The 15,704-nt window shown below is 50.1% G+C and carries 10 protein-coding genes; 4 read left to right on the top strand and 6 right to left on the bottom strand.

All coding sequences use genetic code 11. From position 1 onward, the window contains the following. Positions 1–148: 148 nt before the first annotated feature. The 3 genes from A8709_RS30690 to A8709_RS30680 all read right to left on the bottom strand — a co-directional run bounded on the left by A8709_RS30690 (position 149) and on the right by A8709_RS30680 (position 3,757). Complete coding sequence (locus A8709_RS30690) at positions 149–1,330, bottom strand: YncE family protein (RefSeq protein ID WP_065858409.1); 1,182 nt, start codon at positions 1,328–1,330, stop codon at positions 149–151. A gap of 99 nt (positions 1,331–1,429) precedes the next feature. Continuing rightward, complete coding sequence (locus tag A8709_RS30685) at positions 1,430–2,911, bottom strand: S-layer homology domain-containing protein (RefSeq protein ID WP_065858407.1); 1,482 nt, start codon at positions 2,909–2,911, stop codon at positions 1,430–1,432. Positions 2,912–3,142: 231 nt separating this feature from the next. Beyond that, positions 3,143–3,757 carry a biotin transporter BioY gene (locus A8709_RS30680; RefSeq protein WP_065858405.1) on the bottom strand — a complete coding sequence of 205 codons (615 nt, stop codon included), beginning with the start codon at positions 3,755–3,757 and terminating at the stop codon, positions 3,143–3,145. 140 nt (positions 3,758–3,897) lie between these two features. Between A8709_RS30680 and A8709_RS30675 the strand changes: the two genes are divergently transcribed. Together A8709_RS30675 and A8709_RS30670 are read left to right on the top strand one after the other, a co-directional pair. Then, positions 3,898–4,719, top strand: a complete 822-nt coding sequence (locus tag A8709_RS30675) for an energy-coupling factor ABC transporter ATP-binding protein (protein WP_244163356.1) — start codon at positions 3,898–3,900, stop codon at positions 4,717–4,719. Beyond that, positions 4,710–6,410 carry an ATP-binding cassette domain-containing protein gene (locus tag A8709_RS30670; RefSeq protein WP_065858401.1) on the top strand — a complete coding sequence of 567 codons (1,701 nt, stop codon included), beginning with the start codon at positions 4,710–4,712 and terminating at the stop codon, positions 6,408–6,410. The genes A8709_RS30675 and A8709_RS30670 overlap by 10 nt, the downstream gene beginning before the upstream one ends. A gap of 169 nt (positions 6,411–6,579) precedes the next feature. Here the strand turns inward: A8709_RS30670 and A8709_RS30665 are convergent, their stop codons facing one another. From A8709_RS30665 to A8709_RS30655, 3 genes are all read right to left on the bottom strand, one after another. Further along, positions 6,580–7,437 carry a carbohydrate ABC transporter permease gene (locus A8709_RS30665; protein WP_065858398.1) on the bottom strand — a complete coding sequence of 286 codons (858 nt, stop codon included), beginning with the start codon at positions 7,435–7,437 and terminating at the stop codon, positions 6,580–6,582. Between the two features lie 20 nt (positions 7,438–7,457). Next, a complete protein-coding gene (locus tag A8709_RS30660) occupies positions 7,458–8,345 on the bottom strand; it encodes a carbohydrate ABC transporter permease (RefSeq protein WP_065858397.1) in 888 nt (295 codons plus the stop codon). A gap of 92 nt (positions 8,346–8,437) precedes the next feature. Next, on the bottom strand, positions 8,438–9,697 hold the full coding sequence (locus tag A8709_RS30655; protein ID WP_065858395.1) for a sugar ABC transporter substrate-binding protein: 1,260 nt from the start codon (positions 9,695–9,697) through the stop codon (positions 8,438–8,440). Between the two features lie 394 nt (positions 9,698–10,091). On the opposite strand from A8709_RS30655, the gene A8709_RS30650 reads away from it, so the two are divergent. Continuing rightward, positions 10,092–12,260: a glycoside hydrolase family 3 N-terminal domain-containing protein gene (locus A8709_RS30650; protein ID WP_065858393.1), complete on the top strand. Its 2,169-nt coding sequence runs from the start codon at positions 10,092–10,094 to the stop codon at positions 12,258–12,260. A gap of 25 nt (positions 12,261–12,285) precedes the next feature. Then, positions 12,286–15,624, top strand: a complete 3,339-nt coding sequence (locus A8709_RS30645) for a GH36-type glycosyl hydrolase domain-containing protein (protein ID WP_065858391.1) — start codon at positions 12,286–12,288, stop codon at positions 15,622–15,624. The last annotated feature ends 80 nt before the right edge of the window (positions 15,625–15,704 follow it).

Below are 15,704 nucleotides of genomic sequence, written 5' to 3'. Positions count from 1 at the left end.
AAAGTGAAAACTTACAATGTTAGATAAAAGGAGGGATGATTGAGCGGGTGATCAAGGAGCAGGGACATGCATAATAAAAAACCCAGTCTAACACGTTGCGTGTTGGACTGGGTTTCTGTTAATTTAAAACTCTTTGGATACAAAGAAGTTACTTGCTCGTCAGAAGCTGCACATCCAGCGGATAATCGGGCAGCTCGAATTCGCGTGTCGTACCTATTGTGAGATCAACAACCGTCATACCATCCCAGCCCGTATCGGCATAGGTGACGCCGCCTGTAAGATAGGCGTAACGACCATCTGCGCTGCTGGCCACCATTTGATGCATGCGGCTCAGCGGAATAATCTTTTCCGCGTAGGTGTTAGTGTCGAGCACCGTCAAATTGGGCTTGCCGGTTGCACTGCCAGCCGCACCGATGCCGACGATTAGCAACTGTTTACCATCAGGCGTAAGGGTTACGCCCTCTTGGTGTGTGTTTCCCGTGAGCGGTTGCGTCATGTAACTGCCGCTGATGGGATCGAGAACGACGAGTCCACGGCCTTGGTAAGGGAGCAATAGGCGACCGTCCGCGCGAACGACAGCATAGTGCGGCTTCTCGAAGCCGCCTTTTCCGTAAGGAGCTACATCGAGCGTGCGGCTCTGTAAATTGACAGGATCTACGGCCGTCACCGTATAAGAGTCATGGTCAATGCTGTACACTTCATGGCCATCTAGGCTGGTCACAACATCGAAAGGGCGAACACCAACAGCAACATGGCCGGTCATCGCAAGCTTTTCCGTATCCATGATTTCTAATTGACTCTTGCCGCCACCCAGATACACACCGACATAGACGAATTTGCCATCAGGTGACACTGCAATCCCCATGCCGCCAGACCGATATTCGCCGTAGCTGAGTTTACCCACTTTGGATTGATAAGGAACCAGAGCTAGCCGCGTGCGCAGCTTCGTATCGATAACAGCGACACCCTCGGCCGTAGACACATACGCGCGTTGATTAGGCCCTTCTGCGATGGCAAAAGGGGCTTTGCCGACGACAAGCCTCTCGAAAGTGCCTGAAGCGGGATCTAGGAAGGACATATAGTCACTCTTGGAGTGTGTCACCAGAAAGGTTGTGGCTGTTGGGTTGATGGAGGCTGTGACGGACGAAGATGCCGCGGGTGTTGACGTTGACTTAGGCGTCTGAGTGATTATAGCCGTTGTAGGCGAAGGCATTGATGACCCCATAGGGGCAGGAGATGCCGTTGATTGTTGGCTGCCGCAGCCAACGATGAGAAGTAACAATGTGAGTGGGGTTAACCGCGCGAATAGGGGACTATTTTTAAATAACATAGTGGGTCACCTCTGGATTAGAATAGCAGAAAAACGAAGGTAAGGAAGAGAACCTGATCGCAGGCTCCCTCCCTTCTCTTGTTAACTTGGATAGATTGATTACTTCTTCAAGGTTAAAGTAACACCAGAAGCAGTCGCCCATGCACCCACCGGTGCAACTGTGTACGTCGTATCGGGAGCGAGCTGCGCATTGTTCAGAAGCGTGAACGTACCGACAGCACCTTTACGTGTAGTCAGGCTGTATTCGGCAGTGATAACTGTGCCATCTGCTGCAGTAAGAGAGACGCGGCGCGAAACGAAGATTTCATCCTTCGGATCCTGCGAAAGCGTGACGGCAATCGTTTTGGCATCGACGGCAGCGGCAGACTGAAGCTGGAGCGGAGCGATCTCTTTGGCTGTAAAAGTAGGATTCGCAAGCGTCGCCCAATCCGCAGACACCGTGTACTTCACGCCTGGGTGGAAAGTTTCTCCGTTAGGCAAAATGAACTTAGGCGCTTGGCGGCCATCCGTTGCTTGTGTAAATGGCAAGTAATTAGCCGTCATCGTTGCCCCACCCTCAGGGGTGATTTGAACTTGGCGGTTCCGCATGGAAGAAAGAATCTGGTACGTCGTTCCGTTAAAACGATTGTTTTCGTCAACGATAAAGGCGCCGGGACGGCTTTTGCTATAAGCGGCAATGACATAACCATAGTCCGCTACACCATCAGATAGATGCGATTCGACTTCAAATAAATCATTGGCAACTTGACCTGTGGAGGCGAGACGGATCCTTTCCGTACTTGCTGTGAATGTACCAGCAGGTTGACCTTTATAGGTTAGCGAGTAAGTTGTACCTGCTTTCTGAGTTGGGACCGGAACAATATAGGTGGAAACGGAGCCTGTTTTTAAACGCGGCACATTATTGATGGCTAGACCGTTGTCAAAAACAAAGTTTTTGGACGCAGGCTCAAGCTCTAATTCTGCCGTTGGAATCGGTGCTGAGAAGGTCACTTGCAACGCAATCGCGCTCAAAACCTCCAACTTCGTCACGCGAATCGGTGCAACTTGCTGTGCTTCAACAAGGAGCAGGGCCGCTTGACCGCGTGTAACTTGGTTGTTCAGAGAAGCATAGCTTGGGAGCTGACGAACCGTAGCTGCTTCTACTTTGAGGACAGTCGCGATAATGCTGCTAAGCTGCTCGGCAGTGATCGTTTGTGCACCGGCAAAATGTCCATCTGCCACACCGTTCATCGCACCTAGAGATTGCATGGAAAGCGCAAAGGAATAGAACCAGTCATTCGTCGTCACATCTTGAAAAGGATTCCCCTTTGCTGGGTCAACGGATGTGTTCACGTGGAAAGTGAGGGCGACCATTTTGGCAATCTCACTGCGTGTCACCGCTTGATTGGGTAAGAAAGCATGGTTCTCATAGCCGGACAGCACTTGTTGTCCAGCTAGTTGTTCAATGGCGGACTGAATTTGCGTCGCATTTGCTGTATCTGTGAATGGATTCGCCGCGAAGGCGTTGTATGGTAAAAGTGCTGATAGTCCGACAGTAGCGGTGATAGTTAATGCAGCTAATCTTTTTGTATGATTGTTCATCGAGAAACACTCCTCAAGTGGATTGGATTTGTTTGTTGCGCTGTTGTCTACAGAACTAACTTTACTAGTTCGCGCATTACAATCGCATAAAAATGACGAGCAGGACATTACAATTCCGTAAAAATGGTCAAATGGACGAAAAAAGAGCCGCCCTCCAAGTAGATAATCTACTTCGGGGCAGCTCTAGAAATGTTCATGTATCCGGTAAAGAGTTGTAATAAGTTAGTACTATTAATTACTCAAAACGTCCTGCGGATTCTCATTTTGCACGATGCTGTGTGAAGATGAACCAGTCAGACGCTCTGGAGGGAAAACTTGACGAACTGGCGCAATAATAAGCGCAGCGACGACAGCTTTAATCGCATCTCCTGGCAGGTAAGGATAGCACCCTGAGGCCATCGCTTTGGCAAACGTATAGGAAGGAACTTTGTACATCAACCAAGGTACACCTGCTAAGTAAGCAAACAGGGAACCGAAAATTTCAAGTACCAGAAATGCTGCTATGTAACCCATGATGCCTTTCAGACGAATACGAGGTAAAATAAGTCCAATGAGCATCGCGCAGATCGGCCAGACCATGATGAATCCGCCGGTAGGTCCAGTGACAACGCCTATCCCTCCATTACCATGAAGGAGCGGGAACCCAAGTGCTGTAAGCACGACGACTAAGGCCATACTTAGAAAGCCGTAACGAGCGCCTAATAACCCTCCTGCGAGCATAACGGCTAATGTTTGGAGCGTAATAGGCACTGGGGAGTTAGGGATTGCAATTGTAACAAAGCTGAATAAAACAAGGATTGCGGCAAATAAGGCACTGAAGATAACACCACGTAATGTAAGTTTCATATTGTTGATCTCTCCTGTTTCTGGTATTGTTAATCTATTGTCAACCAAATGGTTGACTATTAAGTTTACAATACAGATGATAGCACAACTGCTAGAAAAGTGAAAGGAACTTTTTACATATGCCTACAAGTGAGAAATTAATGTCATTAAAGAACGCCTCCGTTGTATATCGGACGGAATCGGGAGAAGGGCGGCGCGTGGTGTGGTCCGATGTCTCATTAGACATACATAGAGGCGAGTGGATCGCTGTCGTAGGACCAAATGGAAGCGGTAAAAGCACACTAGCGAGTGTGCTGCTGGGCTTGAACCCGCTGTCGGCTGGACAAGTTCACCGAGGGAATCAAGCGGCTGAGGCGAAGACGCGAGGCGTACTTCAACTGCCAGAAGCTCAATTCATCGGGGAGACCGTGGGGGAGGAGCTTGATTTCTTACCCACTGCAGACCAGTTAACAATGGAGAAACGGCGAGCCTGGTATGCCGAGGTGCTGAATGAGGTAGGGTTAACAATCTCGCCAGATCGGAAGATGGCAACCTTATCAGGCGGGCAAAAGCAGCTGGTTAATCTCGCTGTGGCATTAGCGTCTCAGCCAGAAATACTGCTCTTAGATGAGCCGACCGCTATGTTGGACCCAGCTGCACGGAAAGAAGTTCGCGAGGCCGTACGGCAAGCGCATCAAAGGGGAACCACGATTGTATGGATTTCACATCGGCTGGAAGAGGTTGCGGATGCAACGAGAATCATTGGATTTGGAGCGGGACGGATTACATTTGATGGGGAGCCGAGAGCCTTCTTCTATGGAACAACCGAGTCAAGCAGGCAGGTAACTTCGCCTTGTGTGGAGCTTGGTTTTGATCCGCCTTTTGCAGTTCAGACGGCCATGAGCTTGCTAGAACAGGGAGTTACATTACAACCGCTTCCGTTGAATTTGGAAGAGCTGGCGGAGGCGATTGCATGTCGATAGTTTTGGAAAAGGTAGGGGTCACCGCACCGGATTCGCCGGAAGTGACACTGCTGAGGGATATAAGCTTCACCTTGAAAGAAGGTTCGATGACGTTATTAATTGGCCATGCGGGATCAGGGAAATCGACATTACTGCAAGTGATGTCGGGGCTTCTTAAGCCGCAGTTAGGAACGATAACGCTGGATGAGCAACCCCTTTGGCTGAAGCCGAAAAAGGTGGATCCCCAACAGCTCCTTCGTTTGGGATTAACGTTTCAGTTTCCGGAACAGCAGCTTTTTGCCCGCAGTATACGCCAAGAATTTGCGTATTCGCTCAGGCCGTACAAGCTGCCGGCAGAAGAACGGGAACGTCGCATTCGCGAGGCGACACTGGCGCTTGATCCTCGTGGCGTATTCGCCATGGAGCGCTCGCCTTTCGCGCTCAGCGGCGGCGAGCAGCGCCGGCTCGCGCTGGCGACGACCTTCGCCACGGAGCCGGGTTGGCTCCTTATGGACGAGCCAACCGCCGGCCTCGAGGCGGCCGCCGTCCGCGAGCTGCTGCGCATGCTGCGCGAGCGCCGCGGCCGTGGCGGACTCGTCGTCGCCACGCACGATCTGGACACGTTTTTCCCGCTAGCGGAACGTGTCCTCGTTCTAGCCCGTGGCGAGCTTGTCTTCGACGGCTCGCCGCAAGAGCTCTGCCGCGCGCCCGAGGTGCTGGCGCGCGCAGGGGTAGGCCTCCCGAGCTGCGCGGAGGCCTCGGCAGAGCTGGCGCGCGTCGGCATCGCCGTCGCGCCGGATCTGCTCACGCCGGCGCTTGCTGCGTCGGCGATCTTGGCTGCGCTGCGCGAAGCTGGCAGCGCAAGCGCTACGGCGCCTGCGGCAGCGGCGCCGGCCCTTGACCTTGCCATGCGCGAAGCCAGCATGGCGCCACAGCCGCAGCCGCCGCCGCGGCCAGACAAGCCCCAGCCGCCGCAGGCAGGCTGGCTGCGGCTGGACCCGCGCGCGAAGTGGCTGCTCTATCTGCTGCTTTCCATCGGCACGATGGGGCAGCAGGGCTGGGGCGGCCTTGCTTTGGCCGCAGTGCTCCTCGGCTGCGCGTATCTCGGTCTCCCGCAAAGCAGCGTGCGCGGGATCGTCAAAATTGCTGTATCGTATGCAATGTTTATCCTCTTTTCCATCGCTTTAGCGGGAATAGAATTCTCACCAATAGGCTATGCTGTCGACAGAGGCTGGAGCACCGCTTTTATATTGACGAGGCTGTTTGTTGTCATCATGGCAGGTTATTGGCTGGCCATATCAACGCCGTATAGTCAGCTTGTGCAAGGCTTGAATTGGGCCTTACAATACCTGCACCGAATAAAGCTACCTGTGGCCTCTTTTTCCTTAGCCGTGTCATTCGTGTTCCGTTTCATACCGCTCATTCTTCGCGAATGGCAGCAATTCTCGGCAATCGTCCGAGCGCGGGGGAAGGCATCGGTACGTCCGGGTAGTGTGCGTGTACGCGACATTCCTGCACTCATTGTTCCACTCTTACTAGCGATGTTCCACAAAGCGGAGCAAATGACCGTGGCGATGGAAATGAAACAAATCGACGGGCAAACACTGCTGCTGAGAAAAAACACATTGCAATGGCACCGTCGGGATACGTATTTGGCGGTGAGTGCGCTTCTTGCATGGATGCTGTTATTCTTTGGTAATCGCTTGTTATGAGAAAAACTTCTATCGAAGTCCTTCGAGGATGTGCGACCGCGTTTTATAGGTAGTTTTAATCGCCAATTATCAAGACGTTTTCGGGAGCCGAAAATGTAGACTTTCTAATGTGGTAACAAAAGGGCAAGCCGTCTATGCGGCTTGCCCTTTTGTATGTGACTGAAAACTGTTACTTCATCCCCGAGGTACTAAAATTCTCAATGATGTGCCGTTGGAAGATGATGAAGATGATTATGATAGGCGCAACCATCATCGTGGCGCCAGCCATTTGTAAGGCGAAATTTTGATTCGATTGGCTGCGCATCAAGGAAAGACCGACAGATAAGCTATACAGCTTTTCGTCGTTTGCGATGATTAACGGCCAGAGGAAGCTATTCCAGCCTGCGATGAACGTTAGGATACCCTGCACGGCCAAAATGGGCTTGGAGATGGGAAGCACGATCTGTAGGAAGGTGCGGAACTCGCTGGCGCCTTCCATTCGCGTCGCTTCGAGCAATTCATCCGGAATGGTAGACATGAACTGTCGGAACAAGAAGATACCGAAGGCGCCTACAAGACCCGGAAGGATTATGCCGGTCATTGTGTTGGTCAGATTCAATGCATTGAGGATCAGGTAAATGGGGATCATGGTGACCTGACCAGGAATCATCATCGTGGCGAGCACGATATAAAAGAGTGCGTTCTTGCCTTTAAATTTATATTTGGCGAATCCAAAGCCGGCCATAGCGTTTAAGAACATACCGACAAAGGAAAACAATACGATATTGAGCGTATTCCGTAAGTACACGCCGAAATTCATGTCGACGAACAGCTTTTTCACGTTAGCCAGGGTAAAAGCGTGCGGCCACAATGTGGGCGGGATGCTTAGCACTTCATTCTCCGGTTTGAAGGTAGATAAAACCATCCATATAAATGGTAACAGCATCATAAATCCGAACACGGTCAAAGCGATGCCGGCCACCCATTGGAGAAGTCGATCGTTCGTTCCGGAGCCGACAGGCTGATTTTGTGCCGATTTTGCGGACATTATGTGTGCCTCCTTTCTTATTAAAGATCAGTGTCCTTGTTTTGGAATCGGAATTGAACCAGGGTCACTAGGATAATCGCAAAGAACAGAATGAAGGATCCCGCAGCCGCATAGCCAAAGTGACTAAACTGGAAGCCATTGCGATAAATGAACAATGCGACGGACGTTGTACTGTCTAATGGACCGCCTTGCGTCATAATGAAAGGTTCCTCGAAGAACTGCAGCCAGCCAATCATCGTGGTGATGGAAACGAAGAAGATGGCAAAACGCAGCATCGGAATCGTTATGTAGCGCATTTGCTGCAAACGGGTCGCCCCGTCCAACTGAGCCGCTTCATAATAAGATTTTGGAATCCCTTGCAAACCAGCAATGAAAATAATCATATTGAGGCCGATGGCTCTCCACAACGCCAATAAGATCAGCGATATTTTCGCAACAATAGGGTTAGTTAACCAAGGCACGGGGCCGAGATGAACTAATTTGAGCAAGTAATTTAATAACCCGAATGTCGGGTTGTACAGATAGAACCAAACCACGGCAACCGCAACAACGTTGGTTACGGAAGGGAGATAGTAAATGACTCTGAACACTTTGAAAATGCGTGAAGTCCCGAAGTTGATCAACATCGCGACGCTAAGCGAGCAGAGGATGACCAGAGGCACCCCGATAACAACGTAGAATAACGTATTGAAAATGGCTTTCTTAAAAATAGGATCAGACAGTACATCTTTGTAGTTTTGCAGTCCGATAAACTTAATGTTCGAATAATCGGCTAATCCGGCTAGATCCATGTTCGTGAAACTGATAACGAGTGCGATCAGGATCGGAATCAATGAAAACAGGGTCAGCAGAATCAAGGTTGGCGCGATAAAAAGATAGGGCGCTTTTTTGGAGGTGAAACCTTTCATGACAAGTCCTCTCCTTTACGAGGGTGGAACGCTTATAGGAAATGAACAGCTAACCGGCATGAGCCGGCTAGCTGTTTAGGCTGGCAAAAATCTTATTTATTCAGGATGGATTCCGCTTTTTTGTTGAAAGCGTCCATTTCGGTTTGGGTACTGGCATTTGCACGGTAAATGTTTTCAAAGCTTTTCAGGAAGTTTTGGGCAATTTCTTCAAATGGTTTAACGAGTGGCATTGGCTCGGAAGCATTCATTTGCTGGCCGATGACTTTGTAGTTCGGATCGCTTGTCAAAGCTGGGTCTTCCCAAGCTTTTTTGGTAGCAGGCAATGTGTTAGTCAGCTTCAACCATTCAAGCTGTGTTTCTGGCTTGCTCATGTAAGCGATGAACTTAAGTGCTTCGTCTTTATGTTCTGTATATTGGAACACGGACAAGTCGGAACCACCCAAGGAAGATGTGTTGTTCTCTTTCTTAGGTAATACAGCAGTAGCCCATTTGTCTTTCAAGTCAGGAGCTTGGTCGTTGATCAACTTGATCATCCAAGGGCCGCTGATGAACATTGGGGTAATGCCTTTTTGGAATGCGGGCACGATATCCATTCCTAGATCTTTAGGTGCAGAGCCGTTCTTGAAGAAACTGTTCAGGTAATCAACGGCGCCAACAAACTCAGGCTGGTTGAAAAGTGGTTTGTTGCCATCAAGCAGTTTGGAACCGTTTTGGCGGGCAAACATGAAAGCAAGAGACTGTTCTTTTGTGTCGATGCTGATTCCGTAGTTACCGTTGCCGCGGGCTGCTAATTTCTTAGCCGCGTCGGACAGCTCGTCCCACGTTTTTGGTGCTTCGTTGTAGCCAGCTTCTTTTAATAGATCCGTACGATAGTAAAGCACGCGGGTATCAATGTACCAAGGAACGCCAACGACAGTATCGCCTTGCTTCGTTGTGGAGATGGCACCTGGATAGAAGTTAGCTTCTGCAAATTCTGGGTATTTACTTAGTTCTGGCTTCAAGTCCATCAAGGCTTTAGCAGATGCGAATTCTGGAATCCAGGTAGTACCCATTTGAAGAACGTCAGGGCCTTTCTTGGAAGCAATGGCTGTCAGAAGCTTGTCATGAGCTGTATCCCAAGGCAGCGCCTGAACGTTGATTTTGATGTTTGGATTTTCCTGCATGAATTTATCGGCAATTTTCGGAAGCGATTTCGCTTCTTCGCCCATTCCCCAAACGTTGAGGGTAACTTGCTTTCCACTTGCTGCAGGGCTTGAAGAACCCTCGGGTGTACTGCTGTTAGAAGAGCATCCTGCAAGGACGCTAGTTGCTAGCACGGTGCCAGCTACTACTGTGAAGATCTGTTTACGCATGTTGTGTTCCTCCCGGTTGTCATGATTTGTTTAGTAGGGTGCGCGTTATTCCCTAAAATATAAGTAATAACGAAGGTTATCTTTAACCTGCACCTTCAGGAATAGGTTTGTATTCCTTATTGCTAAAATAAATATGAGGCAGCATTGCATTTCGTAGAAACGTTTCGACAACTGTGATTTAGGCAATAATTATTTTATATTCAGTAATAGAAACGTTTCGATACTCATTATAAAACAAGTTGATGAGTGTTTCAACTAGTTATTTTCGCATAATAAAAACGTTTCTACACTAATTTTTGTAATTCTTAATACGTTGACGGCTATTTTTTTAATGATTATAATGTGAATAGAAACGTTTCTATGAATCAAAACATGAGCCGAGGGAGGCATCTAAATGACGGATCAACAATTGATTGCTCTGCTGAAGGAGCTGACTTTGGAAGAAAAAATCGCTCAGCTGCTGCAATTGGCGGCACCTTTCTTTGAAGGGACGGGAACTGAAGGGCAGATTACCGGTCCTATGGCGTCTATGGGAATTACGGAAGACACGATAAAAAATACGGGCTCTGTCTTGGGTTTGTCTGGGGCCAAAGAAACGATTGGCGCCCAAGAGGCTCATTTGAAAAAGAACCGTCTCGGTATTCCGCTGCTGGTGATGGCGGATATCATCCACGGTTATAAAACGATTTTCCCAGTTCCACTGGCAATCGGATGTTCCTGGGATATGGAAGCGGCTGAGAAAAGTGCGGAGATTGCGGCCGCAGAAGCTTCCGCTGCTGGCGTGCACGTCACTTTCTCTCCAATGGTCGACTTGGTACGTGATCCTCGTTGGGGACGTGTGATGGAAACGACGGGGGAAGACCCGTACCTGAACGGTGAATTTGCGCGGGCTTTTGTTCGTGGTTTTCAAGGAAAAGATTTAAAGAATGACCTTACCCGGCTTGCTGCTTGTGTGAAGCATTTTGCGGCTTACGGTGCAGGCGAGGGCGGTCGTGATTACAATACGGTGGATATGTCCGAACGTCAGATGCGTGAGTACTACCTGCCAGCGTATAAAGCTGCCCTGGATGAGGGCGCTGAACTCGTGATGACGGCATTCAATACGGTCGATGGCATCCCGGCCGCAGGGAACAAGCGGTTGATGCGCGATTTACTCCGTATGGAGTGGGGCTTCGATGGTGTCGTCATTTCGGACTGGGGCGCGGTGAAGGAAATGATCCCGCACGGCGTGGCTGCCGATGAAGCGGAAGCTGCCTGCAAAGCTATTCTGGCGGGTGTAGATATCGAAATGATGACGACTTGCTATGAGAATCATTTGAAGCAGCTCGTAGAATCCGGGGATGTAGCCGAGACGCTGATCGACGAAGCTGTGCTTCGCATTCTTCAGTTGAAACAGAAGCTGGGCTTGTTTGATAATCCGTATCGCGGTGCGAATATTGAGCGTGAACGTGAGCTTGTGATGAGCACAGAACATCGTCAGGCGGCTCGTGAGTTGGCTGTGAAATCCTGTGTCTTGTTGAAAAACGAGGCGGTGCTTCCCCTTAAGACGACGCAGAAAATCGCGTTGATTGGTCCGTTTGCCCGCAATGGGGATATTCTTGGTCCATGGTCGTGGATGGGTTCCAAAGATGAGGCTGTTCAACTGTATGATGGGTTGAAGTCGAAAGTCGATGCTTCTCTTATTGTAGCGGCTCAAGGTAGTGATATCGCCCATATGACGGAAGAGCAGTTGGAGGAAGCCTTAGAAGCAGCGCGCGATGCGGATGTGATCGTGCTTGCGCTCGGCGAGCACTCCGATATGAGCGGCGAGGCAGGCAGCCGGGCTGATATTCGTCTGCCGCAGGCGCAGCTGGATCTGACCGCCAAGCTGAAAACGCTCGGCAAGCCGATGGTCGCTGTGCTATTTAACGGCCGTCCGCTTGATCTGCATGGCGTATACGACCTCGCGGATGCTGTGCTTGAAGCGTGGTACCCAGGAACCGAAGGCGGCGCTGCCGTCGCTGATCTTCTGTATGGCGACAGTAACCCGACGGGGCGTCTGACGATGTCGTTCCCTTTTGCAGTCGGACAGGTTCCCGTTTATTACAACCATTTCAACACGGGACGTCCGCAGGGAGCCCCTGATGCACAGGTACGTTATGTATCCCAATACTTAGATATTCCGAACGAGCCTCTTTATCCATTTGGCTACGGATTAAGCTACACGACGTTCGCTTACAGTAAAGCGGCGATTTCATCCCCTAGCATGACCATGGATCAACCGATTACGGTAACGGTGAAAGTAACGAACACGGGCACACGCGGGGGAGAAGAAGTTGTACAGCTGTATGTACGGGATATTGCAGGTGAAGTGGTCCGTCCAGTCAAAGAGTTGAAGGCATTCCACAAAGTTTCTCTGCAGCCAGGCGAGAGTCGAGACGTTACTTTCGAGCTGAAAGAAGAGCAGTTACGTTATCATCATTCGGATCTTTCTTTGCGTAGTGATGCCGGAGAGTTCACGGTTTATGTCGGCCCGAATAGCAGAGATGTAGGGCAAGGTCTTTCGTTTAAGTTAATCAAGTAAGCAATGAAGAAAGTGAGTGAGTAAGATGGCAGCTGCCGAACAAGCGGATTTTCAACTGAAGTCGGGGAATTTGCAATTTTCTTTCCTAAACAGCGGAGATATCCGCGAAATTACCTACAACAACACCATGATCAATCAATGGGTAGCCAATCCCGTTGATGGTTCTTTAAATAACATATATCTGCGCTTGCATACTACGGAGGGGATCCAAGTCGTCCCGTTGATGGGTGTTCATTCTGGAAGCCGTGTACAGCACACGGAATCGACCGTATCTTGGGAAGGTTCTGCCCTAGGACTTCAGTACGAATTGACGTTCCATCTAACGCCTGAAGACATCTGGTTCTGGGATGTAAAGGTGAAGGGGGATAACGTGGATGTGGATATCATTTACGGGCAGGATATCGGTCTTGCAGATAAGGGCGCAGTCCGCAGCAATGAAGCTTATCTATCTCAATACATCGATCACGCCGTATTTGAGCATGGCCACAGCGGGTATGCCGTTTGCTCTCGCCAAAATATGCCGCAACAAGGGGCGTTTCCTTACCTGCAGCAGGGTGGTCTAATCAAAATCGTCGGGTACTCGACGGACGGATTCCAGTTTTTCGGGTTATCTTACAAGGAAACCAACGAACCGGAGGCGTTAAGCCGAGATACGTTGGCTAACGAGGTGTACCAATACGAATTCGCCTACACGGCGCTGCAGTCAGAGCGTTTGAACGTGAACGGCACGGCGCGCTTCGTCTTTTACGGCCTGTTCAAACCGAATCACCCGGAGGCGATTCAAGGGCTAGCCTTTGAGTCGGAGGTGCAGAAGGCTTGGCATCAAGCCGACGCTCAAAGCCAAGAGGCGGGCAAACAGCTCACCAAAGTGAGCATGTCTGAACAACTCGGCGCGCCGCTTTCCACCGTGTCGATGACCCGTGAGGAAATCGGCCGTTATTTCCCAACCCGCCATCAAGAGGAATTCGATGGTGACACGCTGTTATCTTTTTTCACGGAAACGCATGAACATGTTGTTCTGAAGGAAAAAGAGCTTCTTGTCGAGCGCCCGCATGGCCATATTCTCATGTCGGGGGATAATGCCCGCCTGAAGGAAGACGTCATGACCACCACGTCCTATATGTACGGAATCTTCAATTCACAGGTCGTGGTCGGGAACACGTCCTTCAATAAAATGCTGACGAATGCTCGCAATGCGTTGAATGTAATGAAAACCTCAGGGCAGCGCATGTACATCGAGTTGGATGGTCAGTATCATTTGCTGACGATGCCATCGATGTTCGAGCTTGGCTTCAACTACGCCCGTTGGTACTACAAAACAGCAGAAGATATGATTGTTATCACCAACCTGACAACCGTTGATACATCGGAAGTCCACCTGCAGGTCCGCTCCGAAAGCGGCAAGGCGTATCGTTTCCTCGTTACGAATCAAATTACGATGAACAACAATGAGTACGACAAACCATTCAAGTTGCAGCAGGATGGACAAAAGCTGTCTTTCTACGCGGACGCGGCGTCCGACAGCGCAAAGGTTTGGCCTCAGCTATGCTACCGGATGCAGGTTGCAGGTGCTGATTTCGAGGTAGGCAATGAGACTCTGCTGGTGCCTGGTGCCAACCCTCACTCCGCCTCCCTCGTTGTTCTGGCGTTAGACCAAAGCAGTGAATGGAGTCTGACCATTCAGGGGCTTATTAGAAATGAAGATCTGCCATTCACCGAAGTGAATGCGGCATCTGAGATTGCTCGATATCGCGATTTCTTTGCTACGGTCATGAACGGATTTCATCTGTCGCAAGGCGGTGGCACAGCAGATAGCTTGAACAAGGTAAACACCCTTGCTTGGTGGTATACGCACAATATGCTCGTTCACTATTCCGTTCCGCATGGCTTGGAGCAGTATGGCGGGGCTGCCTGGGGTACTCGTGACGTGTGCCAAGGACCGGCAGAATATTTCCTTGCGACACATAAATACGGCGAAGTTCGTGATATTCTCAAAACGGTCTTTTCCCATCAGTATGAAGACGACGGCAACTGGCCTCAGTGGTTTATGTTCGACCAGTATGCGGCGATTCAGCAGGAAGAAAGCCATGGGGATATTATTGTTTGGCCGTTGAAGGTGTTGAGTGATTATTTGGCTGCAACCAAGGACTACAGCATTCTTGAGGAAAAAGTTCCTTATACGAATCGACATACGTTCCAGTTTACGGAAGATACAGCAACGATCTATGACCATGCGAAAAAAGAGATTGCCTACATCCAGGATCATTTTCTGCATGGCACGCATCTCTCTTCTTATGGGGATGGCGATTGGGATGACACGCTTCAGCCGGCTAACGCGCAGTTGAAGCAGTATATGGTCAGCAGCTGGACGGTGGCTCTGACTTATCAGGTATTCAATCAATTGTCGGCGGTACTTATGGCATCGGACGAGAGAATGGCAGCCGAGCTTCAGAGCTTAGCAGCCGGCATCCAAGCCGATTTCAACCGCTACATGCTAGGCACGGACGTCATTCCAGGCTTCGTCTATATGGAAGAGCCAGGCAAGGCTGAGCTGATGCTGCACCCGACGGATATGAAGACGGGCATCCAGTACCGCCTGCTTCCGATGACGCGCAGCATGATTGGTGAGCTGCTGACAGAGGAACAAGCGCGATCACATTATCAAATCATCAAGGATGAACTGTATTGCCCGGATGGCGTTCGCTTGATGAATCGCCCGGCTAACTACGCTGGTGGTGTCAGCACCAACTTCAAGCGCGCCGAGCAAGCGGCGAACTTTGGCCGTGAGATCGGTTTGCAGTACGTCCACGCACATATCCGATTTGTTGAGGCTATGGCCAAACTTGGTAAATCAGATGAGGCCTGGAAAGGACTCGAGATGATTAATCCGGTTGGCATCCGCAAGGTCGTGCCGAACGCTGCGCTGCGCCAGAGCAACAGTTACTTCAGCAGCTCGGATGGGCAGTTCAATACCCGTTACGAAGCACAGGAGCGTTTCGAAGAGCTGAAAGAAGGTGCCGTGCCAGTGAAAGGCGGCTGGCGCATTTATTCCAGCGGTCCGGGAATCTATATGAACCAGTTGATTTCCAACGTGCTAGGGATTCGCCTAGACGTCGGTGACCTTGTCATCGATCCTGTCCTGCCTCAAGACTTGGACGGGTTAAGGTTTGATTTTGCGGTGAAGGGACGTCCGGTTACTTTCGTATATCATTTGGCGGGAAGTTCACGTGTGAGGGTGAATGGCAGCGAAGTAGCTGCAAAAGCAACAGCGAATCGATATCGTCAAGGCGGTCTCCGCGTTAGCGAGCAGGATCTGCAAGCTCATTTAAATGAGGATTCAAATGTAATTGACGTGTTTGTGTAAAGTGAAGTGGCGATCCTTCGAGGTCGCCTATTTCCTTATAAGATAAGATCTTTGTGATATAATAGTTGAAAATGAGAGCG

The organism is Paenibacillus pectinilyticus (assembly GCF_001700435.1).
Classification (GTDB): domain Bacteria; phylum Bacillota; class Bacilli; order Paenibacillales; family NBRC-103111; genus Paenibacillus_E; species Paenibacillus_E pectinilyticus.
This window is presented reverse-complemented; position numbering and strand designations above follow the sequence as displayed.